Below are 24,134 nucleotides of genomic sequence, written 5' to 3' on the forward strand. Positions count from 1 at the left end.
CAGGTCCAGTTTTTCGACAGGCAGAATGGACATCACATCGGTGTAATTTTGTGATCCATAATGAGGAGTTGGGGCAACCCGGCGTAGGGTAGAAGGCGTAGCCATTCTTCATTCTTCATTCTTCATTCTTCATTCTTCATTCTTCATTCTTCATTCTCTTATGCTCGTTCGTACGCCCGAAACCACGCACCGCATTCATTTTCAGGATTGCGACATGCTGGGCCACCTCAACAACGCCCGGTTTCTCGACTACTTCCTCAATGCCCGCGAAGAGCATACCATCCGGCACTACGCCCTAGATCTGGGCCAGTTGGCTCAGGAGCAAAACGCGGCCTGGGTTATCACCAAGCACCACATCAGTTACCTGCGCCCCGCCCACCACGGCGAGTTGGTCCGTATCCGCACGCAGCTCATTCATTTCGACAATTCCAATTTGGTAGTGGAAATGCAGATGCTCAGCGAAGATGGTCAGCGCCTGAAAGCCCTGCTGTGGTCAGAAATGGCGTTTGTGGCCGTGCGTTCCGGCACCCGATCTGAACACTCCGATGCCCTGATGGACATGTTGGAAAAGCTCGACGTCAACGACATCGACTACGACCCCGATGGCTTCGATGAACGCGTGAAGGCCGTGCGCAAACAACTCAAGCAGCTCCGCCGCGACGAGGTGGAGTAACTGGCTACGGGTGAGCTAACCCCGGCTCTGGAATTACGTTAGAAAAAAGCCGGAACGCCCTGTGCGTTTCGGCTTTTTTGTTTTCTCCTCACCCTAACCACCCGTATTGCCATGTCCATTTTTGGTAGTGATAAACTCAAAGGCAAGAGAATAGCCATCGTGGCCACCGACGGTTTCGAGCAATCGGAACTCACGGAGCCCAAGAAATACTTGGAAAATGAAGGCGCTGAAGTGGACGTTATTTCCCTGAAAAGCGGTTCTATCAAAGGCTGGGACAAAACCGACTGGGGCGACAAAGTAGACGTGGACAAGCTCATCGGCGATGCCCAAGTAGCCGACTACGACGCGCTGGTGCTGCCCGGTGGCCAGATCAACCCCGACAAGCTGCGCGTCGAGGAAAAGGTGGTGAACTTCGTGGGCGAGTTTATGCGCTCCGGCAAAGTAGTGGCTGCCATCTGCCACGGCCCCTGGACGCTCATCGAAACCGGCCTCGTGCACGGCAAGAAAATGACCAGCTATCCCAGCATCAAAACCGACCTCAAAAATGCTGGTGCTCACTGGGAAGATTCCGAAGTGGTAGTAGATAAAGGACTCATCACGAGCCGCAACCCCGGCGATATTCCCGCTTTCAACAAGAAAATAGTAGAGGAAATCTTGGAAGGCCAGCACGCTATGCGCAGCTAGCCAGATAGAACGAGCTTCCTTGTAATGCGGGCTTCAGCCCGTAGCTTCCGTTGTTGCGCTAGTCGTGGCAACGTGAGGAGCTACGGGCTGAAGCCTGTGCTACGTTTACACCATTTGCAATAGCTCTGCGGCGTAGCGGTGATACACGAGGTAGAAGCCCAGGTCAAAGAGCAGCAAAAACGCGCCTTGCACCCACAAGGAGCGGCCAGAACCTAGCAGGCGTTCCGGCCGTTGCAACTCCGCCACGCCTCGGGCCCGCAACCAGCTACCCACGCAGATGTAGGCCACATCGAGCCCCGCGTTGAAAAGCAGAATCTTCTCAAAATTGAACTGCGCCGTGAGGCTTTCCGCGAGGGTAAGCCCGTCTACGTGATTGGGATTGGCGCGCAAGAGGCCCCACACAGCCAGTAAGGCATTCACGAAGCCCCAGCCAACATTCATCAAATGAAAATAGCGAGCCTCTTCCCGAGGATCAGTACGGGTCACATAATAGCCGCTGACGAGTAGGTTCAGAAGCGCCCACGCGCCGAGTACGCCCATCCCCCGCTCCGCCAGCAGTTCCCGAGCATGGTTGAGGGCCGGCAGCAGATCGGGTGCCGTTGTGAGCAAGAGGCTGGTTGTCATAAAAGCAAGATAGAACGGTTCAGTCAGAATGATAGTAGCACGGACTTCAGTCCGTAGCTCCTTTCGTTGGAGTAGTTGTTTTCATGCCAGCAATTACAGACCGAAGCCCGCGCTGTTACACCAAGCGTACATAAAAAAAGGAAGCCCAACGGCTTCCTTTTTCTTATGGCTAAAGTGGAGGCTAGTTAGTGAAACCTACCCCCAGATACACTTGAAACACGCCGTTTTTCACGTTGTCGTACGTGTTGGCCTGCGCGTCTTTCGGGTCGTTGTAGATGTCGGCTAGGCCAAGGTCGTAGCGGGCACCGATTCGGGCTGGGCCGATGCGGGCTTCCACGCCGCCTACCACGCCATACTCCAGGCTGTTGAGGCCGGCGTCGGAGATGCCGCGCTCGGTACCGGCGTACTTGGCCCGCACGAGCAAGGAAGCCTGTGGGCCCACGTGCAGGCTCACGTTATCGAGCACGTTGTAGACGAACAGCACCGGAATCTGCACGTAGTCGAGGCGGGTTTCGCGTTGCTGGCCCGATGCCACGCCCGTTACGGGGTCAAACTGCTGGGCGTTGAATCCTTTACGCGTGAAGAGGAACTCCGGCTGAATCGAGACTTTGTCGTTGACGCCGAACTGCGCATATAGGCCCGCATGGTAGCTTTTCAAGCTTTCCAGGTTTTGGTAGGCTCCCTTGTCGCCGCCGCGTAGGTCGGCTAGGTTGAAGCCGCCTTTAATGCCGAAGCCATTGTTGCGGGAGTCGCTGGTGCTGGCTTGGTAGTCGGTTGAGGAGCGGATACCACCTACGCGTTCCTGGGCCTGGGCAGCCGTGAGCGAAGCCAAAGTAAGTGCGAAAAGTAAAGCAAGGTTTTTCATGAGAGGTCGAGAGTTGAGGTGAGAAAAAGCAGGCAAATTGCTGCTAGGGCATTCTACAGGCGCTATACTTGCTGCGGCTTTGAAGGTTGCGCTAGCAGAAGGCGGAGGCCATAATCTTTTTATTGCGCCGTATGCTGCTACTTCTGCGGCGGCTAGTATCTTTGGCGCTTTCCGGCCGCCGCCAGAAGGTTTGCGGGGCGTTAGCTCAGTTGGTTCAGAGCACTACCTCGACAAGGTAGGGGTCACTGGTTCGAGCCCAGTACGCCCCACTCAAACCTTCCCCGAATCCGAAGTAACCGCCCCAACCCGGCGGTTATTTTCGTTTCTGGCCTTGTGCGACAGGCGTAGGTTTTTTAGAAACGTAGGTCAACAGCAAGTGTGCTTGCTGTTGACCTACTAATTAGCTCCGCAAATTCCTCGTACATGCTCTCTATTGCCTGGGCGCCGCTCTACGCTCACCCGCTGCCGGCCAACCACCGTTTCCCGATGCTCAAATACGAGTTGCTACCGGAGCAGCTGCTGCGGGAAGGCACGGTGCCAGAAAGCGCATTCTTCGTGCCCACACCGCCACCCGTGGTAGATATTGAGCGCACTCACGCGCCCGACTACTACCAGCGCCTTTGCGCCGGCCAGCTCACGCGCCACGAGGAGCGGGCCACGGGTTTTCCGTGGAGCCCCCAGCTGATAGAGCGCGAAGTCACAATTCTGGGCGGGACCATCGAGTGCGCGCGCCGGGCCTTGGCGGGTGGCGTGGCCCTCAACATTGCGGGCGGCACGCACCACGCGTTTCGGGACCGGGGCGAAGGATTCTGCCTGCTCAACGACCAAGCCACCGCCGCTGATTATCTACTGACCCACCCGGAGTTCGACGTCCGCAAGGTGCTCATCGTGGACCTGGACGTGCATCAGGGCAACGGTACGGCCAGCATCTTCCGGCATGAGCCACGCGTATTTACGTTTTCCATGCACGGCGCCCGCAACTACCCTCACCGCAAAGAGCAATCCGACCTCGACCTCCCGCTCCCCGACGCCACCGACGACGCCACCTACCTGAGCCTGCTGCACAACACGCTACCCCGCTTACTTGACGAGCAGCAGCCCGATTTCATCTTCTACCTCAGCGGCGTCGATGTACTGGAAACCGACAAGCTAGGCCACCTGGCCCTGAGCCGCACCGGTTGCCGCCAGCGCGACGAGTTTGTGCTACACCTCTGCCACCGCCACGAAATTCCGGTGGTCGTGTGCATGGGCGGCGGCTACTCCCCGCGCATCGCCGACATCGTAGAAGCCCACGCCAACACCTTCCGCGTAGCTGCCGATTTGTGGGGCTAAGCGGCCTGTCATTGCGAGAGGAGCAATCTTTCCTCTCCTGCACAAAGCTTTACTTGATTAGACCAAGCCCCTGGCAGTAGTGTGCTAATCTCAAATGCTTTTCGCTTCAATTGGCTTGGCGCTGTGAGAGGAAGGATTGCGTCGCTCCGCTCGCAATGACAGGCAGAACTACCTTGCAAGTACACGCTATGCCTGCCACGAGAGAAAGAAGATTCACCGTAGTACCACCTGCCACCGAAAGGCCCAACGCCAACGCAAAGCGTAGTGTTGAATACCAGCCTGCCGTAGCAACGACTGCCAATCGGAGCGGGTGAAGGCGCGAGCTACAGACAGCGGCGCATCGTTTTGAACCAGATAGGAGCCGCGAAACAGGCGAGTGAGCCACTTGATGCTGTAGTAGGCCAGCGGGTGCCGGTGCAAATCATTGATGATGACGGCGGTACGGGCTTGCTGCTGCCACTGCTGAAGCAATTGCACCAAGCTTTCATCGGAAAAATGGTGGCAAAACAGGCTACACGTCAAGATATCAAAGGATTGCCGCTGAAAGTCGGCGGAGAATATATCCTGCTGCTGAAAGCTGATTTCGGGGTAGTTCTGGGCTTTAGCCGCCGCGTAGTCGAGCATGAAGGCATTGGCATCGATGCCGACCAACTCCACTGGAATCTGGTGGCGGCGGGCCCAGCGTGCAATGTGGCGTAACGTGTCGCCGCCCCCGCTGCCGAGGTCGGCGAGGCGCAGTGGCCGGCCCGTCGGAAACTGCGGGCGCAACTGCTTCAACGCATCTAGCACGGGCGCATAACCTCCCAGCCAGGTGTTGATAGTTTCCAGCTCATCAAGGTTACGACGCAACGCGTCAGAAGCCAACGACAAGTCATCCATCAACTCTTCTTCCGTCGCGCGCCGAGAAAAATCAGGCATAGTGAAGAATAAAGAACTTTCTAAACGCCCTCGCCCACTAATTCTTCATTGATAACCACCCGCAGCAGCATGGCTTCCAGCGTTAGGCCTGGTCCGAAGGCGAAGCTCAGTACGGGGGCGCCGGCATCGGCGGCCGTGAAAGTGCTGAGTAATTCGCGCAGCACAAACAGCACCGTTGCCGACGACATATTGCCGTACTCGCGCAGCACGTGATAGGCTGGGCGGTTGTCTTGCGCAGTTAGGCCCAGCTCTTGCTCAATGGTTTCGAGGATGCGCCGCCCGCCCGGATGAATGGCGAAGTGGTGGATGTCGGCCAATTGCACCGGTAAGTTGCGAAGCAGGTCGTCGGTGAGGCGCCGAATACCGCGCTGAATGAGCTTGGGCACGTACGAGGAAAGCGTCATCTCAAACCCAAAATCATTAACGTGCCAGGCCATATCGGCGTGGCCATCGGGCTCCAAGCCGCAATGAAAGGCTTCCAACGCTAAGTGCGGCCGGTTTCCCGATGGTCGGCCCAGCACCAGCACGGCAGCGGCTCCGTCACCGAACAAGGCGTTGGAGATGAGGTGGTCTTCTTCGTGGTGCTTCTGAAAATGAATGGTGCAAAGCTCGGTGCACACCACTAGCACACGGGCACCCGCATCGGCCCGGCAAATGGCGTCGGCCAGCTTTAGCGCATTGAAGGCGGCGTAGCAACCCATGAAATTCACGCAGGTGCGTTGCACGTCGGGCCGCAGTCCTAAGTGGTTTACCAGCTCAATATCCAGTCCCGGCGCGTACATGCCGGTACAGCTCACCGAAATCAGGTGCGTGAGCGAGTCAGCCGAAATGTCGGGGGCTTGCTGCAAACAGTTTGCGGCGGCAGCGGCGGCCAGCGGCAAGGCCTCTTGCCGATACACCCGCATCCGAGCGCCTACGGAGGGGAAAGGCTCTAAATCAGGCGTGTTGGGAAAGAACGTGAAGTCGCCGTTGGTACGGCCATAGTCGGGCAGTACGGTGTAGCGGTAGCCGATGCCTGACAGGCGGTATAGGGCCCGGAGCTTGCGCGTTTCATCCCCATCAAACTGCAGGGCACGAGCCATAAAATCCCCAATCTGGGCTTGCGGAAGACGGTGGGGCGGGTTGGCCGTGCCAATGGCACTCAGGTAGCTGATGGTCATTAACTGCAGTATACGGAATTAGGGGGTGAGTGTATGAAGCGACGTATACACCACCCTACATACGCAAGGCACAAGTGTCGTGGCATAAGGCGCATCAAACTAAAGCCGACACATGCCGTGATTATCTGTGCAGAGAACCAATTAAAGCAATATTTGCCGGCGCTTGCAAGGCTAAACCAGCTCAAAACTCCTTGCCGTGCGTTTGGCGCATGAGGGTGTGGACCGCGCCGGGCCAGTGGCGCAAGCCGCGTACTACCGCTTCGCTTAACAGCGGCCGCCCAAATAGGCCCTGTACCAGCCGCCCCACCCGCAGCCGCCGGCCGAAGTGTGCTTGCCAGTCGTGGCGGTAGCGGGCTTCTAGGGCTGGGCGGGTGATGCGGCCTTGTAGGAATTCGTGGAGGTGGGCGCTGGCCAGCTGAGCGCCGTGCAAAGCCATGGCCATGCCGTTGCCGCAAAGTGGCGTGATAAGGCCTGCGGCGTCGCCGCACAGCAACATATGGTCTTCCACGGCCGTTTTGGGGGCGAAGGAAATTTCGTTGATGACTTCCGGCTGCGCGTACAAGAACTCCGCTTCCGCGAAAATGCGCCGCAGCAGCGGGTTCTGGGCCAGCACGTTTTGCTCCAGCCGCGCGATGGTGCCTTGCTGCTTCAAATTCTGGCGGGTGGTGAGGTAGCAGAAGCAATAGCGCCCATCTTCCACCGCCGAAATGCCCGCGTAGCCATCCGAGAAATTGTGCAGCGCAATGAGGTCCGTGGGATAATCGAGCCGCAGGTGGTGTTTCACGCCGATGTAGGGCGAGCGTTGCTGAAAAAAGGGCCGTTGGAGCTGCCGGTCGAGGGTGCTGCGCTTGCCAAAAGCCCCTAGCACGGTGCGCGCTTCTAGTTGCCGCCCGTCGGCTAGCGTTACGCTGTGGCTGTCAGTAGCAGCGGCGTACGCCACGCCCGTTACCGTGGCCCGTTGCAACACCGTAATGCCCCGCGCCTCAGCCAGCTGAAATAGGTAATAATCCAGCGCGTAGCGGCTCACACCAAAACCGCCTAGGTCCAGCGGCACCGACAGCGTACGCCCCCCCGGCGACGATACCTCGAAACGGGTGAGTTGAGCGGGCCTAAGCACGGCAGGGTCGGCATCCAGACGCCGCAAATAGGGAAGTACTTCGTTGGAAATATACTCGCCGCACACCCGATGAAACGGGTATTGCTGCCGCTCCACTACCGTTACTTGGTAGCCACGGGCCCGTAGGTCGAGCGCAGCCACGAGGCCTCCTAACCCGCCGCCAATAATGAGAACATCCAACTTGTTTTATGCGTTAAAAGGTTGGTTGACAGCAATAAAATCAAAAACACTTCAAGAAGAAATTATATTTTATTTTTCTAATTAAGAATCCCATAATATCTTTGCAAACCTAATTGGATACCTAACGTTTTACGAAGTATCCTGTACGTGCTTTTTAACACCTCTGCGGTCCGCTATGATGACACACCTACGCTACTGTTTTTTTGTGCTACTCCTTGCGGTTAGCTCGTTGAGTGGCAGCACGGCCTCAGCGGCGCCCATAACCGCCCCTCGTGCTACTCGTCCCACTGAAGAACGTACCCTGCTTGTATATCCCAACCCGAGCACGGGTATCGTCCACATTGCTGTAAATGGTTTTGAAGGCCGCAAGATAGAATTGCGGGTGCTTAACGTAATTGGCTCGGTTATCTACCGCGAAACCATCACGGAGTTGAATGAGCGGTTCACCAAAACCCTCGACCTAAGCAAGTTCGCCAACGGCCTTTACTACGTGAAGCTGGAAGCCGACAACGCCAGCGAAATGCGCAAGCTCGTTATTCGCTAACTGCTGGCTTAGTCTGGTTTAGAAGCGCATAAGAAAAGGCCCCGTCTGGATCCAGACGGGGCCTTTTCTTATGCGCTTCAGAGCTTAGCGGCCGTTGTTGGCGCGTACGGGCGCGGGCGTGAGCGCCGCTTTTAGTTGGTCGAACGTGTTGATGGCGAGGAGGGCAGTGGCCAAAGCGATACCCAGGAAGATTAGGAGAGACATAGTACAAAGGGTTAAAAGGGCAAAAGAGACTCCTGAAACGGTGATACCTCGCAGAGCGGTATAGCATCGGGGCAGGTATTTCATCTACAACCTTAAAAGGTGGGGAGTAGTTGCAGCATAATTATGTGCTAGCGAGCAAACGTTTCACCACGTGTTGGGCATCGGCACCCGCGCCGCCCATTAGGGCCGAGCTGCGGCTGTTGAGCCACGGCAGCCCCAGAAAAACAACGCCCGGCGCGTCCGTAATGCCGTAGTGGTGGCGGGGCGTACCATCGGTATGGAAAATGGGGAGGTCTATCCAGCTGAAATCGGGGCCGAAGCCGGTGGCCCATACCACGGCGTGCAGTGGTGGAGTGGTAGCACGCCGGCCTTGCAACGCGCCATCAGAACTGGCTCCGGTGGCTCTGCCAATGAAATGCGCGTTGGCGAAGCGGCGCAGCCGTTGCAAGTCGCCACTTACTATGGGTTCCGGCCGGTTCATCATGCTGCGCCCCACCACATTATAGCGCGATACGCGCAGCAGGCCAGTGGATTTTAGCAGTACCCAAGTAGCTTGGTTGTTCGGGAAGGCTGGAGTTCGGTCATCGAAAGCGGCGTAGACGGGGCGGCCGGTGATGGCTAAGTCGGCCGCAATTTGCAGAGCCGAGTTGCCGCTGCCCACTACCGCCACGGGTCCGGCGCCCAGAAATTGCGTTGGGTTTCGATACTGGCTGCTATGCAATTGCTGCACGTTGCCGGGCAACTGCTCCGCGAAGCTAGGCACCCGCGGCGCCGAGTAGGCCCCCGTGCACACCACAACGCGCCGGGCAAGGTAGGTGCGGCCCGCTGCTGTTTGCACAAGGTAGCCTGCTGCTCCGTCCGGCGCTAAGCTTAGGCGAGTAATCCGCTGCTCCAAATGCACCCGAAAACCAAAGTGCGCCGCATAGTTGCGCAGGTAGGCCGCCGCTTCATCTTTGGATGGGTAGTGCAGCGCGGCTCCCGGCCAAGGTCGGCCGGGTAGCCCGCTGGCCCACTGCGGTGAAAAAAGCCGTAGCGCGTCGAAGCGGGTGGCCCAGACTTCTCCCACACTCGTTCGCTCATCAAGCACAGCGAAGTCTACGCCGTGCTGCTGAAGATAGTAAGCCGCTGCCAGCCCCGCCTGTCCGGCCCCAATAATGAGCGTATCGAAAGAGAAATCAGCCATGCGCTCTGGTTGAAGTAGTGAGACTTTAGAGCTTAGAAGTTAGACAAACAAGTTCGTGTCTAATGTAGCGCACCACTCAAGCGCCGGCCAATAAGAGCCGCTCATAATCTTGCCTGTAATACTCTGCAACACTTGCGCCCATCTCACTTCTCATGTCCCGCTGTCTCACGTCTCACAAGCCGAAAGCCAGGCTGGCACCGTGCTCACAATCCCGGAAAGTCCTGTCGCAGGCCCGTCATCACTTTCTCCGTCACGTCCCGGACCAATGCCACAAGCTGCTGTACTTCGGCGGGGGCAATAGGGGTATCGCCGCAGGCTTCGAGGCGACGAATAGGACCGTGCAAACTACGCACGTGTAGTCCGTCGAGCGCGCTTTTGAGGTGGTGAGCCGTGGCCGCCAGTTGCTCGTTGTTGTTGGATGCCGCGTGCGTTTCCAATTCGCGCACGGCGGGTGGGGTGGTCTGAATGAAGAGCTGAGCCAGTCGGCGGACAAACTCCTCGTTGCCGTGCGCCAAACGCCGAATGCCGCTCAGGCTATAGAGCGAAGTCGGCGTTTCGAGCGGCGTCACGGCTTCGTCTGTGGTGCCTACTGCCGGCCGTTGGCCCAGTGCAGCGGCAATAGTCTGAAACAGTTCTTCCTCGCGGAACGGTTTAGATAAGTAGCCGGAGAAGCCTGCCTGAGCGTAGCGCTCCGCCTCGCCCCGTAGCGCGTGGGCCGTAAGAGCCACTACGGGTGTACTGGCGCGGTGCACGTCGGGGTGTTGGCGCAGCAGCTGGGTGGCCGTCACGCCGTCCATGCCAGGCATCTGGATGTCCATGAGCACCACGTCGTAGCTGTTCTGCTCGAAGAGGTCCAGCGCGTCGGGGCCGGTGGCGGCGGTATCTACGGTCCAGCCCCAGCCGCCCAGCAACGATTCTACTAAGAATTGATTGATGGGATTATCTTCGGCTAGCAGCACCCGGCGCGGACCCAGCTGGCGGTAATTTGTGGAGGCAGGCACAGCGGTTTGTACGGTGCTAGGATCGACAGGATAAAATGGTAGCGTAAAGCTAAAGGTACTGCCTTCGTGCAAGCGACTTTCGGCCCACATATTGCCGCCCATCAAATATACTAGCCCCCGCGAAATGCTGAGCCCGAGCCCCGAGCCGCCGTATTCGCGCGCGGTACTAGCCGACGCCTGCGTGAAGGGTTCAAACATCTCTTCCAGCCTGCTCGCTTGAATTCCCGGCCCGGTATCGGTGACTTTGAATTCGAACACCGCTTCTTTGTCGGTTTGGCTGAGGGAGCGGCAACTGAGCAGCACGTGGCCTTGCTCAGTGAACTTAACGGCGTTGGACAGCAAATTGAGCAGCACTTGGCGCAGCCGGTGAGGGTCGCCGAGCACCGTGGTAGGCACCGAAAACGGGGGCAACTCTAGCTCCAGTGCAATGCCTTTTTCCTGCGCCCGCGGCAGCAACGACTCCTGGCTGGCCTGCAATACTTCCCGCAAGTCAAACGGAATAATCTCCGGCCTGATTTTGCCAGCGCCCAGCTGCGCCATCGCCAAAATGTCGTTGATGACGACGAGCAAATGGTCGGCGGAGTGGCGAATGTGCCCTAGATATTGGTTTTGCTGGTCGTCGAGCGGCGTTTTGGCTAGCAGCCCGGCCATACCCAGAATACCGTTTAGGGGCGTGCGGATTTCGTGGCTCATGTTGGCCAGAAAATTTTGCTTGGCCTGGGCATTTTCCTCGGCGGCTTCCTTCGCTGCCTTTAGGTCCAGCTGGGTGCGTTTCAGTTCCGTGATGTTGGTATCGACTCCCAGCACCTGCATACTACCATCGGCCAGCACAAAGGGCCGCTTGATGCTATAAAACCACTGTACTTCGCCATCGGGCCGAGTGAAAGTTTCTTCCCGAATCAATTCCTGGCTGTTGCGCAGCACTTCCTCATCGTGCTGAAGGTGCTGGTCGGCGGGCGGCGCCCCCAGCAGCTCTTCGGGCCGAGTGCTGACAATTTGCTCGGGCGTCATGCCGTATAGCTCCGCGGTAGCCTGGTTGGCCAGCAGATAATTGCCCTGGTTGTCTTTGAGATAGATGAGGTGTGGGGCCGTATCAATTACTTGCCGGAACAGACGGTTCTGCTCGGCTAGGCGCCGATTGGCCGTGCGGCGCTGCTCATCGGCCACCTTCCAGCGTGTAATATCTTCTCCGGTACCCACAATGCGAAGCACTTGGCCAGCAGCGTCGCGTTCGAAAGGAGTGTTGGTGATGCGTAGCCAGCGCATGGAGCCGTTGCGGTGGTAGAGCGAGTATTCCAGCGTTAGGACTTCGCCATCGGCCAGTTTGGCTACCTGCTCCAGATGCTCACGCATGGGCTTGGCTTCCGCCAGGGGCAGAATGTGCGTCGTCATGTTGTGGCCCAAGGCCTGTAGCTCAGCTTCGGTATAGCCCAGCAATTGCTCAATGCGGCGGTTGGCGTAGATGTTACGCTTTTCCACCAAGTCGTAGATATAGATGAGGTTAGGCGCCGTGTAGGCTACACGTTCCACGAGCAGCTGGCTCTGGCGCAGGGCTTCGGCAGTGGCTTTGCGCTCGGTAATATCTTCGGCGCTACACAGCATCTGGCGCACTTTGCCCGCCGCGTTGCGCGTGAATACTGTGCTGCGTATCCAGAGCCAGCGCCAGCTTCCGTCGCGGTGCTGCACGCGGTACTCGCCGGTACTGAGTTCCGCATCGGGCAAAGAAAGCAGGTGGGTGTACTTGTCAGCTAGGTCCTGCTGGTCGTCGGGGTGCAGAATGTGCGTCAGTAGGCCCGGACCCAATTCTCGCAACTCCAGCTCGGTGTAGCCGAGTACGCGCTCCGCTTGGCGGTTGATATAGGCCAGTTGGTGGGCTTCCAGGTCGTAGAGAAACACCACGGCGGGAATGGTGTCGTTGATGCGAGTCGTGAACAGCTGGCTGTGCCGCAGTTCCGTTTCGGCCTGCCGCCGAGCCGTAATGTCAGTCAGGTATACATTGGCCGCTGCTTCGCGCGCGAGTGGCACAATGGTCCAGTGGTAGAAGCTGCCATCCAGTTCTCGCTCAAGAATACGGGGCGTATTGTCGAGTAAAGCCGCTTGAACTTGCTCTTGCAGAAAAGCTCGGTCACTTTGCCACTGGGGCTGATCCAGGGCGCGCAGCACCGCGGCGGCGGCCGGATTGGCGTAGCGGGCCTGCCCGTCGCTCCCGAAGCAAATAATGGGTGAGGGGCTCTGCTCCGCCAACTGCGACAGTTCCCGCACCCGCATTGCTACCCGTTGCTGGTCGGTCACATCTTCGTAGCTCCACAAGTGCAGCTCGGTTTGGCCGTTTTGCAGCACGGGCAGATAGTCCTGCTGCAAAATCCGCCCATCCAGCATTTCCACCAACAACGTATGGCGATGACGATTGTGTACCGCCTCACCGGTGGCCGCTTGTATTTGGTCGGGGTAGCGGACAGATTCCTTGAACTCCTCCCACATCACCATGCCTTCGGCACCCCGATAATGCTCGGGCGGGTTGGGCAGGTTCAATAGGTCGCAATAGCGTTGGTTGAGCAGCAACACGCGGCTGTCACGGTTGGCCGCCAGCAGGCCCGTGCTCATGGTTTGGAGCAGGGCCGTTAATTGGTTGGCGGCGGCCAGGTTCTGCTGGTTTAGCTTCTCGCGTAGGTGCTGTAATTCCTGTTGAAGAGTGCGTTGGGCGTGCCGGGCTAGACGCAGCTTGCGCTGCAGCTGGCGGTGAATAATGGAGTTAGCAGCAAAACTCATAAGGCACGTTGTCTGAGCGAAGAACAACGCGGCTTTGGTGGCCGAGGCAAGCCCACACTGGGCCTACCGAAGCCGAACCTCGTTGTTCTGAGCCATACGATAAATAGTGGACTTTCCGATTTGAAGCTTGCTCGCAACTTGTAAAATATTTCCCTGGTGGGCATCCAAATAGCGTTGCACGATAGCCGCTACCTGCGCCCGCAACGACTCATTAGCAGGTGGTTGGCCTCCAATGCCCTGCGCCCGCAACGAAAGGTCCTGCGGCTGAATAATATCGTTTTCGGCCAGCACGGCCGCCAGCTCTATTACAGCTTTCAGCTCGCGCACGTTCCCCGGGAAAGGGTAGCGCAACAGCAAGTTGCGGGCTTCTTCCGAGAGCCGGCAAGCCGATAAGTTGTTCTGGGAGCAGAATTCATCCAGAAAGGACTCGGCTAGCAGCAAAATGTCTTGCCCCCGCTCCCGGAGCGGAGGTAGCACAATGGGTAAGCCCAGCAGCCGGTAGTACAGGTCTTCCCGAAACCGCTCCTGGTGCACCTCTACCGTCAGGTCCCGGTGCGTGGCTACCATCAGGCGCGCATCAAACGGGATGGGCTGCCCGCCGCCGACGCGGGTTACTTCGCGCTCTTGCAGCACGCGTAGCAGTTTGGCTTGCAAATCCAGTGGCAGCTCAGCTATTTCATCCAGAAAGAGCGTGCCCCGGTGGGCTTCCTCAAACCGACCAATACGGCGGTTGATGGCTCCGGTGAAAGCGCCCTTTTCGTGCCCAAATAGCTCACTTTCCAACAGCTCCCGCGGAATAGCCGCCACGTTTACGGCAACAAAGGCATGTTCGCGGCGCGGCGACAGATAGTGAATAGCTTTGGCTACCAACTCTTTGCCGGTGCCAGTTTCGCCGCTGAGCGAGACGGTGATGTTGGTGCGGGCGGCTTTTTCGATGAGGGCGCTAAGCTGCCGGATCTGCGGACTATTGCCGAGGATGGCTCTGGTGGGGTCGTATTTCTGGCCTATTTGCTCCCGCAGCCGCTCATTTTCGCGTTTGAGCTGAATTTGCTTGCGCACGTTGCCAACTGAATTCCAGAGCCGGTCGACCGTCTCTTCGTCCTTTACGAGGTAGTCGTAAGCACCCTGCCGGAGCAATCCTATGGCGGTGCGCACATCTTCCTGGCCCGATATGATGATGATAGCTACTTCCGGCAGCCGCTCCTTTATTTGGCGCAGTACCTGGTCGCCCTTCCCGTCAGGTAGATTATAGTCGAGGGTGATGAGGTCGGGCTGCTCGCTGAGATGGTCGAGGCAGGTCTGAGCCGTGGTAAAACGCTGAATCTGGTAGTCCGGATTCTGCGCTAGTTTGTATTCGAGCAGCTCGCCATACCAGGCGTTGTCCTCGACTATGAAGATGTGGAGGGGAGAGTTAGCGGACATTATGGCGCGGAATGCTTAACCAAGCAAGTCGGAAACAACCAAAACTATAAACACGTAAAGAGCGCTGGTCACGTGCCAGGCGCTCGGGTAGTGTTCCGTTCTGGGGGTGATGTTTCGATAGCTTGGGTAGAGGTGGAGTAGGAGGCGGAGTGCGAGTATAGCAGGGAAAAATGGGGATTACCATTTTTTTCTCGAATTAGGAAGCCTAATCTAGTATTGGGAGGATATATATTTTTTATTATGTAATCAACACGTTGACTATCAGAAGTATTAGGTTAGAAAAGGATAATGGCAACCGGATTGTACAAGCGAAAATCATCCTGAGTCGAATTGACTAGGTGTTTTTCTGCTTGTCATGAAACAGTACTTCTACTTCCGCTCTTTGGCCTTGGTAGCTGCATCGCTGCTACTGCTGGCTGGCGCCATGGCGCAGCCTGGTCCGGCTTACTATTCCAACACAGATCAAGCTGAGGCTAATCGCACTTGTGTTGACTTGGGTGTGATCGTAGGGACCGTGTGCTACGGTGAGGTCACCAACCCTCAACGTGCCGCCAACCGCGACTTAACGGACTATGCTACGCTACGCCCCTCAATTGTAGCGGCGGGTCTTTTTCCGGTGTCATTACGGCTGGGTATGTCGGGGACGGTGCCTGCCAACTACCGCGCTGGCTTGCTCATCGGTAGCCATACTGGCCTATCAGCTATTGGTGCCATAACTATTCGTACCTACCTAAAAACTGGCAACACTTCGGTGTTGCGCGAAACCGTCATCGCAACATCGGCGGCCCGGACTATTCTGGGTACTTCTCAACCAGGCCGACTGGAGTTTGTGACGAGGGAGTCATTCAACCAACTTGAAATTGAAGCTGCTTCAGTGGCGAACTTGAGCTACGAGTTCAATGTGTACTACGCCTATGGCGTCGATGCCAACTTGGTGCAGACGGCGCGGGGAGTGGTTTCGCGCTTCGGAACCCCCACTGAAGGTACGAGCTACAGCACGGCGGTAGTAGACAACGGCGTGACAGTTTGTGCCAACTCCAACGTAGCCAATCCAGAAAGAGCAGCCGACCAGTCGCTCACCAACTTCGCTACCTTCACTACGCTGGTAGGCGCGAGCTGCCCAAATACCCTACGCGTGAAGCTGGAAAACCCCGCGCCTGCTGGCTACTACGCCGGCTTTGTAGTAGGTCAACAAGGAGTGGTTGATCTGAATGCGCTATCCAACCTGCGCATCACCACCTTCCTAAATGGGGTACCACGCGAAACTGCCATTGGCCCGGAGTTGCTCCGCATCACCGTTTTGCCCGATGGCCAGCAGCAAATCAGCTTCGCTACCAGCCAGGCCTTCGATGAGGTGCAAATCACGCGCAGTAGTGCGGTGAGCATACTAGATAACCTGAATATTTATTACGGTTTTGGTCTTGAGCCGCGCGTTTTTCAAGACCAGACCCCAGTGCTATCTAATTTCTCCACTGGAGCCAACCAGTTCCAGGTTTCCACCAATGGCGCGCTGTGCGTGGTTTGTAACACCAACAACATCAACGTGCTGAATCCCGAACGTGCCGCCGACTCCAACTTGTCGCCCAACGACTATGCTGAAATTCGGACCGGGCTGGCTAGTGCGCTTACTTCTACCGCGCTACGCCTGAACCTCAACGGTACTGGCGTGGCCGGCAACGCGGCCGGGGTAGTGCTCAGCCAAGGGACTGGGCTACTTAACACGCAATTGCTCAACGGCATTACTATCCGAACCTACGGCGGCCCCGACGGCAACCAACTGATTGAGTCGGCCAGCGGCGCAAGTTTGCTGAGCCAGTCTTTGCTGGCCGATGGCCGCAATGAGGTTTTCTTCCTCACGACGCAGAATTTTCAGCGAGTTGAAATAGAAGTCAATTCGGCTTTGTCGGCCCTGGACCGTACGCGCATCTACTACGCCTTTGCCGAAGACCGGCCAACTGGCTTCCCGCTCAGTATCACGGCCCCCGCGCCATTGCCCGTTAAGTTGACGGCCTTTGCAGCCCGCGCCGTCGGTTCGGCCGTTGAGGTCACCTGGCGCACGGCTTCGGAGCGTAACAACGATTACTTTGTAGTGGAACGCGCCGCGCGAGCTGAAGATGGTTTTGTGGCTTTAGGCCAGGTCGCTGGTTCCGGGACGAGTGGCGCCCGCAGCTACAGCTTCCGCGATGAAAAGGCCGCGGCTACTTCCGCTACCACCCTCTACTACCGGCTGCGCCAAGTGGACTTCGACGGGACGCAGACTTACTCACCCGTAGTAGCCGTAGCTTTCAACGGCAGCAAGCTTTCCGCCTTCGAGGTGTATCCTAACCCGGCCGCTAGTTCTACTGATGTGAAACTGACGCTCAGCAATTTGGGCTTGGGTGAAGGAGTTACTGGCGTGGTGAAAATCTATGATACGCGGGGCGTTCTGCTGCGGCAGTTGCCAGCCAGCCAGCAAATTATGGCATTACCAGGCGAGTCGCTGCCGGCTGGGCTGTATAACGTAGTACTGCTGGGTAACCGTGGGCAGCAACTAGGCAGCAAACGTTTGGTATTGACTGGCCGGTAGGCCCTGAAAAGTCTTATTGCTAAGCTCTAAAAAGCCCCGCTGGTTTTGCCAGCGGGGCTTTTCTATTTTCTAATGAGTAGGGACGCCCGGTTTGTAGTGACTGATAAAGGGCGCCCAATAAAAGAAAGCAGCGGAGTCGCTTACACCAACTTTTGAATTGGTCGTGAGTCAGATACACAAGGGCGGCTTGCAACTCATGATATAAGTTGAACAGCTCATATATAGTAATATTATAAATATTAAGCCGCTGTTGTGAGAGTTAACATGGATGTAGTTAATGGTAATATTCCATTAACAGGGATGCCGGCTTAATACTTCAATTTTGCCGCGGTGATTCAGCTAGCAGCTATATCGTAAGATGCGTTGCGGCTTCTCACTTTTGACTTTTTTCATTCTCTCTCCCGTTTTCATGAAGCGCACGTTTATCCGCATTCTTACATTTGGCTTGCTCTCCTCGTTAGCCGTGTCCTGTTCAAAAGACGAATTGCAGGCGCCCCAGCATACTACTGTTGCGCAATCCGCCGACGCCTCCGCTACGCGCGATGGTAACCTTGCCCTGGGTAACCCGAGCGGTGCCGTTGCCGATGCCAGCCAATACACGAATTACTTGTTGCTGAAGTCTCAATACGCTATGTCGTATCACCGCGACCGGGCCATACCGAACTGGGTGAGCTGGCACTTAAGCAGCGCTTGGCTGGGTAGCACGGCTCGGCAAGACAATTTCGCTCCCGACAACACACTGCCTTCGGGCTGGTTCAAAGCCAGCAGTAGCAGCTATTCCGGCTCCGGCTTCGACCGTGGCCACAACTGCCCTTCCGCCGACCGTACCGGTTCGGTGGCTGACAATTCAGCCACCTTTCTAATGACCAACATGATGCCCCAGGCGCCTAACAACAACCAACGCACCTGGGCCGGCCTCGAAAACTACTGCCGTACGCTCGCCAACGCGGGCAACGAGCTTTACATCATCTGTGGTAGCTACGGCCGCGGCGGCACCGGCGCGAATGGTTACGCCACAACCGTGGCTAGCGGCAACATAACGGTGCCCGCGCGTTGCTGGAAAGTAATAGTGGTGCTGCCGAACGGCTCCGGCGATGCTAGCCGCGTCACAACTGGTACCCGTGTTATTGCCATCGATACGCCCAACAGCAATTCGCTTAATACTAATTGGGCCACCTACCGCACATCCGTTGATGCTATTGAGCAGGCTACGGGCTACAATTTGCTGTCAGCCGTCAGCAGCTCGGTACAAAGCACCATCGAGTCACGGGTCGACAGCGGCCCCACGAACTAACTCGTCGGTAAGACTTTCCTATTTTGAATGTTTTGTGCCTCGGCGTGCTAGAGCAAAGTAGGGTATGTGCGTTTAAAGCAATATTCTGAATGCTAACGGTTCAGCTCTCGTATTAAGATTTCGTTATTCTAGTTTTCACCCAAACTTCCCCCGCCGCCATATCGTACCTTCGTAGTGAGTGAAGTGAGTGAAAAAGTGAAGAAGATAGAGAGCCGCGCTGCAACGCGGCTCTCTGCATTTACAGGCCCCCCAAGTAGGCTTAACGGTTTAGTAATAGGGAGGTAATAGCTGGCTAATTTGCTTTTCGGAAGTTTGATAGGCATGCTTTAGATGCCTATTTCTTATTCCGTTTGCTCATGGAATTGCTTCCTCATCAATATATATCGTTTCCGGCCGCGCTACGCCGCTCCCGTGAGTTGCTTCGTCCGTTGTGGCAGCAGTTTGCGCAGTGGCGAGAGTTACAAGATCTATACGAGCAATGCCGCCACCTTACTGGGCTGGCTTTTGTAGAGCAGTTGCTGCGCCATCTGAAAATCAAAGTTTCTTATGATGCGGCCGAGTTACGCCGCCTGCCTAATGGGGCCTTCGTGGCCATAGCAAACCACCCCTGCGGCCTCTTGGATGGGCTGGTGCTGCTCCACGTACTAGGCCAGGCGCGGCCCAAACTGCGCGCCGTAGCCAACGAGCTACTGGCCCCTTTGCTGGCCCAACTCGCTGACCAACTGGTACTCGTGACTCCCGAACGAGCTGCTGCGGGCCGTAACGTGCCCGGCGTACGGCAACTACTGCGGCATTTGCACAACGACGTGCCACTGCTGCTGTTCCCCGCGGGTGAAGTCGCGCACCGCGCCAATCCTTTCCGGCTCGCCGTAGATTCGCCTTGGAACCCAACGGCGGGGCGCATACTGGCCGTGGCGCGAGTACCCGTCGTGCCGGTGTGGCTGAGTGGCCAAAATAGTGCTTCTTTTAGTATGCTAGGCCTGATCCACCCACTGCTCCGCACGGCTCGGTTGCCTGCCGAACTGCTCAACAAGCAGGGGCAGACTATTCAGGTGCGTATTGGGCAGCCCGTGGCGCCGGCTGAACTAGACCGGTTGCCCACTGCCGAGCAGCTGCCGTATCTGCGGGCTCGCGTGTACGCCCTAGGCACGGTGCCCGAACGGTCGATGGCGGCGTTGCTACCGCCTTTGCCCATGCCAGCAGTTGTAGCCGAAACCAATCCTGCCCTCCTCGAAGCCGACATCGCGGCACTTCGGCCCAGCCGTTGCTTGCTGCGTAACGGGCGCTGGGAGGTATACGTGGCCAAAAAAGCTGAGATTCCGCACGTTCTGCGCGAAATAGGCCGGCTGCGCGAGCTTACCTTCCGGCGGGAAGGAGAAGGCACCCAGCAACCCACCGACCTCGACCAGTACGACGAGTACTACCGCCATTTGTTTTTGTACGACCGAGAGAAGAAACTGCTGGTAGGAGCGTACCGGCTGGGCAAGGGCCGCGCTATTTTGCGGCAGCACGGCCGGCGTGGCTTCTACCTGAATTCTCTGTTCAGGTTAAAGAAAGACTTGGTTCCGTTACTGCGCCAGTCTCTGGAACTCGGCCGCTCTTTTGTGCGCGCTGAGTACCAACGTCAGCCACTGCCGTTGGCACTATTGTGGAAAGGTATTGCCGAGTATCTAGCCACTCATCCCGAATACCGTTACCTGCTTGGGCCGGTCAGCATCAGCAACCGTTTTTCTCCCGTCTCTAAGGGCGTAATGGTAGAGTACCTGCGGCGAAACTTCTTCGATACGGAGCTGGCCGCGTACGTGGAGCCGCGCAAGCAATTCCGCTTCCGCCCGCTCGATACTCCCGGCGATGCCACACTGCTTCAGGCTGGCCTCAACAACTTGCAGGCTTTGCAGCAGCTCATCACTGGGCTGGAACCGGGCGGCAGCGGCGTACCCGTACTGCTGCGCCAGTACCTGAAGCAAAATGCTCGGCTGCTTGGGTTCAACATCGATCCGCGTTTCAGCAACGCCCTCGATGGCCTGTTGCTACTCGATGCGCGGGAACTACCAGCCCGCACGCATCAGCTGTTCGACCGTTATGCGCCGCCCACGCCCGGCCCGCCAGCAGCCGGCGATAATTAAGCATAAAAAGAGAGGCCCGCTTACTTACGAAGCAGGCCTCTCTTTTATGAGGCTGTGGCAAGCCGAAAAGTAAATTATTCTACGGCTCCTTCGGCCGGGCGGCTGTTCATGTAGGAGCGGAAAGACAAGGCTACCTCACTCGCTAACGAAGTTGCCTGTGCGGTTACGCGCCGGTCGTTGTGAGTGCGAGCATTGGAGCGCTCCGTAGCCAGTTGGGCCACGAACTCGTCAAATTCTATTGTTTCGTCGGGCTTCTTGGGGTCCGAGATAAGTTGAAACGAGCCCACGCTATAATCGTAGCCGGTGGGCAGCGCGTGAAATACGAACTCGAAGTGCACGGGCCGTTCCTGCAACTGGCCGGACGGCGACGCAGTTTTCACTTTGGCGGTACCCTCCACCCGCACTTCTCCTTTGATAGTGTCCGTACGGATAGCAGTTTTGGGGATGTAAGCGAAATGGTTTTCCGCCCAATCGTAGGCCCGGTGGTAGAGCACAGATTTACTAACTCCTTCTTCTGGTACTCGCTCGCTATACCCCACAGACGTGGTGGTTTGTGCCTGCGCCGGTTGCAAGGCGGCGATGAGGCCACTTAGCAAAAGTCCGAGAACTACTTTTTTCATGATGCCTGTTGGCTGAGGGATATAATTGACCTCAAAGATACTGGTGATATTACTGACGAGGTTAGTGGGAGCGGATTATAATTTTGTTAAGAACTTCTCAGTTTGCAGCTTCAGTCGAAATTGTAGAAGAGCCGTGCCAGCTTGCAAATAATTTAGTGAGCCCTACTATATAGTATAGAAGCGCAGATAATAATATGATTATTCTTAACAAGGGCAAAAATGCTAAGCATAACATCAAACGAAGAAAAGAGACTTGAAAACTAAAATCAGGTAAAAGCTCGTACAGCTAAGGAAATCATTTTGTTGAATGAATAAGTTGATATTCAATAATCTACTAAAGTAGATGTATTTCCAGATGGTCCTGCGCCACCTGATGCTCATTTAGTACGTGGTAATCTTGCGGTAACAAAAAACTAACTGAAGTACTTGTTGGCAATTGGGGGAAGTAGTACTTTTGGGACGTGCTTCAACTCAATCAACACCATTTGATGAAGCGCGGGACCGAACAAAACGCCGTCCTGCGAGATGACCGCAAGGTCGTTTCCCCCGTTGACTCTTCCGTTTTTCTGGGCTTTTCGCCGCTCCGGTTTTCGCAGCGGTTTTTTTGTGCCCAGCTGGTTCGGTTAGCACAGCAAATTTCCTCTGCAACTTCACTTCTCAACCTTCACCCCATACTTGGGGTCCTCATGAACGACAACACCACCCTCGCCCTGCAGATGGTAGCCGTCGCTCCTGCTGCCACTCACAACGTGAACCTGAGCACGGACCCCACTGGCGTGGGTATGGCTCGCGTGGCCCAGTTCTTCCTCGGCCAGAAAGACATCCGCAACTGCGCGCCTTTCCTCATCAACCGCAACAACGTTATCTAAGTAACCTCAGTCAAAGCGCCCGGCTCGGTCTGGGCGCTTTGTTTTTGAGGATCTCTCCAGCGTACCGCTGGCTCGTTTGGGCGGCGTATTAAGCGGGTGGTCAGTAGTGGGTAGTTGGTCTTAAGACAGGAAGATGCCGATCAACAGCTTCTTGTTCTTTGTTCAATAGCTTGTTACTTAGGACCTGCTATCAGTTTGAACATTCAATCCTGACGAACAGCGGGTACCCTGCCCGCCAACCGATGGATTTTTCTATTTCACCTCCTATGCAACTCGGTACATTCACTTTGCAGAACCCCGTGTGCCTGGCGGCCTCGCCGTGGCAGCTCGCCGACGGGCTAGGCTACGAGCGGCTAGGCGCCATTTTCACGCGCACCGTGACCATGGAGCCCCGACCGGGAAGTTACGAGGAAGGCATTTGGCAGATAGCTGACCAAACCTTGCTCAATGCCACCAACATGCGCACCGAAAATGCCGAGATACTGGTGCAGGAACACCTGCCCGGCCTGCGTCGTTTCGGGGTGCCAGTGTTGGTGAGCATTACGGCGCCGGGCATTCCGGGCTTCCGCAAGATTGCCCGTTTCCTGGCTCGTGAAGTTGGGGAGCAGATAGCCGGCATCGAAGTCTACATCAGTGCCCAGGACACCGCCGCTGGGGCCGAGCTGAACGCCAAATTCGTGCGCGATGTGACGCAGGCCGTACGCAACGAGGTAGGCCCGCACGCGACCATAGTGGTGAAGCTGCCGCCGTGGCCGGACCATATCCGCGGACTGGCGCTAGGTGCGCAAGAAGGCGGTGCTACAGCGCTGGCCGCTACCAACTTACTCCGCGCTCTGCATCTGCCCGACAACCCGACGGCCCCACCCGTGACGGGCGGCTTTTCCGGCGATGCCCTGCGCCCAGTAGCCATGCGCTGCGTGTGGGAACTGGCCCACGACGAGCGAATCAAGCTGCCCATTTTTGGGACGGGCGGCGTGTTTACCTCGGGGCACGTGACGGACTATTTGCGCTGCGGCGCGGCCGCGGTACAAGTGGCCAGCGGCGAATGGCTGGAACCGGGCTTGTCGGCGCGGCTGGCCGCGGAGTGCGCTCATCTTCAACCTGAAATTGCTGCTGCATGGAAAAGCTAACTCACCGTGTTCAATACGCTAACTCGCTGTTGTGCGTGGGCCTCGATCCCACCGGCGACGATGCGCCGGTCGCGCGCCGGCTGGCGGAGGTAATCGACCAAACCAGCGAATACGCGGCGGCTTTCAAGCCGAATCTGGCTTTCTTCCTGAGCCGGGAAGATGGGGTGAAGCTGCTGCGCGAAACGGTGCAGCGCATCCCGGAAAGCATTCCGGTAATTCTGGACGGTAAGTTCGGCGACATCGCCAACACCGCCGACCACTACGCCCGTTTCGCTTACGATGTAATTGGGGCAGATGCTGTGACAGTGAACCCCTACATGGGTGACGACGCCATTGTGCCTTTCGCTCGGCCCGGTAAAATGGTGTTCGTGCTGGCCAAAACGTCCAACAAGCCCACCCATTCCCTGCAAGATGTAGCTCTCACCCGCGGCGGCACTTTATCCGATTGCGCGGCCCGCGTAGCCGGCAAGCTGGACGAGCAGCATGGCGGTATTGGGTTGGTGGTGGGCGCTACCAACGCCGAAGCCGTAGCCCGCATGCGCAGCCTCACGCCGGAGCAGTGGTTCCTAGTTCCCGGTGTCGGTGCCCAGGGCGGCGACTTGCAGGCTACACTCCGCGCTGGGCTGCGGCCTGATGGGGCTGGGCTCCTTATTAACACGTCGCGCGCCTTATGGCAAGCCGCCGATGCGGGCGCAGCCGCGCGGGAACTGGTCGAGCAGATCAATCAGTTTCGGCCGATAACGGCGTCCTAACGTTCCGAACATTCCAGATGTCCCAGGGCTGAAACCCTGGGCTACGGAGCAGAAATAGCTAGGCGCTAACTAGCCCAGGGCTTCAGCCCTGGGACGACCGG

Annotated in this window: 19 protein-coding genes and 1 tRNA gene; 11 read left to right on the plus strand and 9 right to left on the minus strand. The window is 57.1% G+C overall.

Features of this window, described 5'->3' with window-relative positions:
• Nucleotides 1–160 precede the first annotated feature (160 nt).
• Both ACYSMN_RS02375 and ACYSMN_RS02380 read left to right on the plus strand, forming a co-directional pair.
• Complete coding sequence (locus ACYSMN_RS02375; RefSeq protein WP_488922237.1) at nt 161–673, plus strand: acyl-CoA thioesterase; 513 nt, start codon at nt 161–163, stop codon at nt 671–673.
• Nucleotides 674–784: 111 nt separating this feature from the next.
• Complete coding sequence (locus tag ACYSMN_RS02380; RefSeq protein WP_488922238.1) at nt 785–1,357, plus strand: type 1 glutamine amidotransferase domain-containing protein; 573 nt, start codon at nt 785–787, stop codon at nt 1,355–1,357.
• Nucleotides 1,358–1,462: 105 nt separating this feature from the next.
• Here the strand turns inward: ACYSMN_RS02380 and ACYSMN_RS02385 are convergent, their stop codons facing one another.
• Entirely contained in the window at nt 1,463–1,981 is a 519-nt protein-coding gene (locus ACYSMN_RS02385) for a DUF6992 family protein (RefSeq protein ID WP_488922239.1), read from the minus strand.
• A 181-nt stretch (nt 1,982–2,162) separates the two neighbouring features.
• Nucleotides 2,163–2,846, minus strand: coding sequence for a porin family protein (locus tag ACYSMN_RS02390; RefSeq protein ID WP_488922240.1), 684 nt, complete (start codon nt 2,844–2,846; stop codon nt 2,163–2,165).
• A gap of 194 nt (nt 2,847–3,040) precedes the next feature.
• Here ACYSMN_RS02390 and ACYSMN_RS02395 point away from each other — a divergent pair.
• A tRNA-Val gene (locus tag ACYSMN_RS02395) sits at nt 3,041–3,115 on the plus strand.
• Between the two features lie 154 nt (nt 3,116–3,269).
• Nucleotides 3,270–4,178, plus strand: coding sequence for a histone deacetylase family protein (locus ACYSMN_RS02400; RefSeq protein WP_488922241.1), 909 nt, complete (start codon nt 3,270–3,272; stop codon nt 4,176–4,178).
• 213 nt (nt 4,179–4,391) lie between these two features.
• On the opposite strand, the gene ACYSMN_RS02405 is transcribed toward ACYSMN_RS02400, so the two are convergent.
• The 3 genes from ACYSMN_RS02405 to ACYSMN_RS02415 form a co-directional block, all read right to left on the minus strand.
• Nucleotides 4,392–5,096 (minus strand): methyltransferase domain-containing protein, encoded by a 705-nt coding sequence (locus ACYSMN_RS02405; protein ID WP_488922242.1) that lies wholly within the window; start codon nt 5,094–5,096, stop codon nt 4,392–4,394.
• Between the two features lie 20 nt (nt 5,097–5,116).
• A complete protein-coding gene (locus ACYSMN_RS02410; protein WP_488922243.1) occupies nt 5,117–6,256 on the minus strand; it encodes a type III polyketide synthase in 1,140 nt (379 codons plus the stop codon).
• Between the two features lie 181 nt (nt 6,257–6,437).
• Nucleotides 6,438–7,553, minus strand: coding sequence for an NAD(P)/FAD-dependent oxidoreductase (locus ACYSMN_RS02415; RefSeq protein ID WP_488922244.1), 1,116 nt, complete (start codon nt 7,551–7,553; stop codon nt 6,438–6,440).
• Between the two features lie 175 nt (nt 7,554–7,728).
• On the opposite strand from ACYSMN_RS02415, the gene ACYSMN_RS02420 reads away from it, so the two are divergent.
• Nucleotides 7,729–8,097: a T9SS type A sorting domain-containing protein gene (locus ACYSMN_RS02420; RefSeq protein WP_488922245.1), complete on the plus strand. Its 369-nt coding sequence runs from the start codon at nt 7,729–7,731 to the stop codon at nt 8,095–8,097.
• A gap of 325 nt (nt 8,098–8,422) precedes the next feature.
• Here the strand turns inward: ACYSMN_RS02420 and ACYSMN_RS02425 are convergent, their stop codons facing one another.
• The 3 genes from ACYSMN_RS02425 to ACYSMN_RS02435 form a co-directional block, all read right to left on the minus strand.
• Nucleotides 8,423–9,484 carry a flavin-containing monooxygenase gene (locus ACYSMN_RS02425; RefSeq protein WP_488922246.1) on the minus strand — a complete coding sequence of 354 codons (1,062 nt, stop codon included), beginning with the start codon at nt 9,482–9,484 and terminating at the stop codon, nt 8,423–8,425.
• Between the two features lie 203 nt (nt 9,485–9,687).
• A complete protein-coding gene (locus ACYSMN_RS02430; RefSeq protein WP_488922247.1) occupies nt 9,688–13,254 on the minus strand; it encodes a PAS domain S-box protein in 3,567 nt (1,188 codons plus the stop codon).
• Nucleotides 13,255–13,317: 63 nt separating this feature from the next.
• Nucleotides 13,318–14,676 carry a sigma-54-dependent transcriptional regulator gene (locus ACYSMN_RS02435; protein ID WP_488922248.1) on the minus strand — a complete coding sequence of 453 codons (1,359 nt, stop codon included), beginning with the start codon at nt 14,674–14,676 and terminating at the stop codon, nt 13,318–13,320.
• A 355-nt stretch (nt 14,677–15,031) separates the two neighbouring features.
• Here ACYSMN_RS02435 and ACYSMN_RS02440 point away from each other — a divergent pair, with 355 nt between their 5' ends.
• From ACYSMN_RS02440 to ACYSMN_RS02450, 3 genes are all read left to right on the plus strand, one after another.
• Complete coding sequence (locus ACYSMN_RS02440) at nt 15,032–17,242, plus strand: T9SS type A sorting domain-containing protein (RefSeq protein ID WP_488922249.1); 2,211 nt, start codon at nt 15,032–15,034, stop codon at nt 17,240–17,242.
• Nucleotides 17,243–17,705: 463 nt separating this feature from the next.
• Nucleotides 17,706–18,536: a DNA/RNA non-specific endonuclease gene (locus tag ACYSMN_RS02445; protein WP_488922250.1), complete on the plus strand. Its 831-nt coding sequence runs from the start codon at nt 17,706–17,708 to the stop codon at nt 18,534–18,536.
• A gap of 356 nt (nt 18,537–18,892) precedes the next feature.
• Nucleotides 18,893–20,662, plus strand: coding sequence for a bifunctional lysophospholipid acyltransferase family protein/GNAT family N-acetyltransferase (locus ACYSMN_RS02450; RefSeq protein ID WP_488922251.1), 1,770 nt, complete (start codon nt 18,893–18,895; stop codon nt 20,660–20,662).
• 74 nt (nt 20,663–20,736) lie between these two features.
• On the opposite strand, the gene ACYSMN_RS02455 is transcribed toward ACYSMN_RS02450, so the two are convergent.
• The gene (locus tag ACYSMN_RS02455) at nt 20,737–21,282 is read right to left on the minus strand and encodes a DUF4468 domain-containing protein (RefSeq protein ID WP_488922252.1); all 546 of its coding nucleotides are present in this window, start codon (nt 21,280–21,282) and stop codon (nt 20,737–20,739) included.
• Between the two features lie 686 nt (nt 21,283–21,968).
• Between ACYSMN_RS02455 and ACYSMN_RS02460 the strand changes: the two genes are divergently transcribed.
• From ACYSMN_RS02460 to pyrF, 3 genes are all read left to right on the plus strand, one after another.
• Complete coding sequence (locus tag ACYSMN_RS02460) at nt 21,969–22,151, plus strand: hypothetical protein (RefSeq protein WP_488922253.1); 183 nt, start codon at nt 21,969–21,971, stop codon at nt 22,149–22,151.
• 266 nt (nt 22,152–22,417) lie between these two features.
• On the plus strand, nt 22,418–23,281 hold the full coding sequence (locus ACYSMN_RS02465; RefSeq protein ID WP_488922254.1) for a dihydroorotate dehydrogenase: 864 nt from the start codon (nt 22,418–22,420) through the stop codon (nt 23,279–23,281).
• Nucleotides 23,269–24,033 carry an orotidine-5'-phosphate decarboxylase gene (pyrF, locus tag ACYSMN_RS02470; RefSeq protein ID WP_488922255.1) on the plus strand — a complete coding sequence of 255 codons (765 nt, stop codon included), beginning with the start codon at nt 23,269–23,271 and terminating at the stop codon, nt 24,031–24,033. Before ACYSMN_RS02465 ends, pyrF begins: the two co-directional genes overlap by 13 nt.
• The last annotated feature ends 101 nt before the right edge of the window (nt 24,034–24,134 follow it).

It is taken from the genome of Hymenobacter sp. M1-2 (assembly GCF_057808495.1).

Coding starts and splice junctions, on each gene's coding strand:
- ACYSMN_RS02375 (WP_488922237.1), top strand. CDS start 161: ATGCTCGTTCGTACGCCCGAAACCACGCACCGCATTCATTTTCAGGAT.
- ACYSMN_RS02380 (WP_488922238.1), top strand. CDS start 785: ATGTCCATTTTTGGTAGTGATAAACTCAAAGGCAAGAGAATAGCCATC.
- ACYSMN_RS02385 (WP_488922239.1), bottom strand. CDS start 1,981: ATGACAACCAGCCTCTTGCTCACAACGGCACCCGATCTGCTGCCGGCC.
- ACYSMN_RS02390 (WP_488922240.1), bottom strand. CDS start 2,846: ATGAAAAACCTTGCTTTACTTTTCGCACTTACTTTGGCTTCGCTCACG.
- ACYSMN_RS02400 (WP_488922241.1), top strand. CDS start 3,270: ATGCTCTCTATTGCCTGGGCGCCGCTCTACGCTCACCCGCTGCCGGCC.
- ACYSMN_RS02405 (WP_488922242.1), bottom strand. CDS start 5,096: ATGCCTGATTTTTCTCGGCGCGCGACGGAAGAAGAGTTGATGGATGAC.
- ACYSMN_RS02410 (WP_488922243.1), bottom strand. CDS start 6,256: ATGACCATCAGCTACCTGAGTGCCATTGGCACGGCCAACCCGCCCCAC.
- ACYSMN_RS02420 (WP_488922245.1), top strand. CDS start 7,729: ATGATGACACACCTACGCTACTGTTTTTTTGTGCTACTCCTTGCGGTT.
- ACYSMN_RS02425 (WP_488922246.1), bottom strand. CDS start 9,484: ATGGCTGATTTCTCTTTCGATACGCTCATTATTGGGGCCGGACAGGCG.
- ACYSMN_RS02430 (WP_488922247.1), bottom strand. CDS start 13,254: ATGAGTTTTGCTGCTAACTCCATTATTCACCGCCAGCTGCAGCGCAAG.
- ACYSMN_RS02435 (WP_488922248.1), bottom strand. CDS start 14,676: ATGTCCGCTAACTCTCCCCTCCACATCTTCATAGTCGAGGACAACGCC.
- ACYSMN_RS02440 (WP_488922249.1), top strand. CDS start 15,032: ATGAAACAGTACTTCTACTTCCGCTCTTTGGCCTTGGTAGCTGCATCG.
- ACYSMN_RS02450 (WP_488922251.1), top strand. CDS start 18,893: ATGGAATTGCTTCCTCATCAATATATATCGTTTCCGGCCGCGCTACGC.
- ACYSMN_RS02455 (WP_488922252.1), bottom strand. CDS start 21,282: ATGAAAAAAGTAGTTCTCGGACTTTTGCTAAGTGGCCTCATCGCCGCC.
- ACYSMN_RS02460 (WP_488922253.1), top strand. CDS start 21,969: ATGAACGACAACACCACCCTCGCCCTGCAGATGGTAGCCGTCGCTCCT.
- ACYSMN_RS02465 (WP_488922254.1), top strand. CDS start 22,418: ATGCAACTCGGTACATTCACTTTGCAGAACCCCGTGTGCCTGGCGGCC.
- pyrF (WP_488922255.1), top strand. CDS start 23,269: ATGGAAAAGCTAACTCACCGTGTTCAATACGCTAACTCGCTGTTGTGC.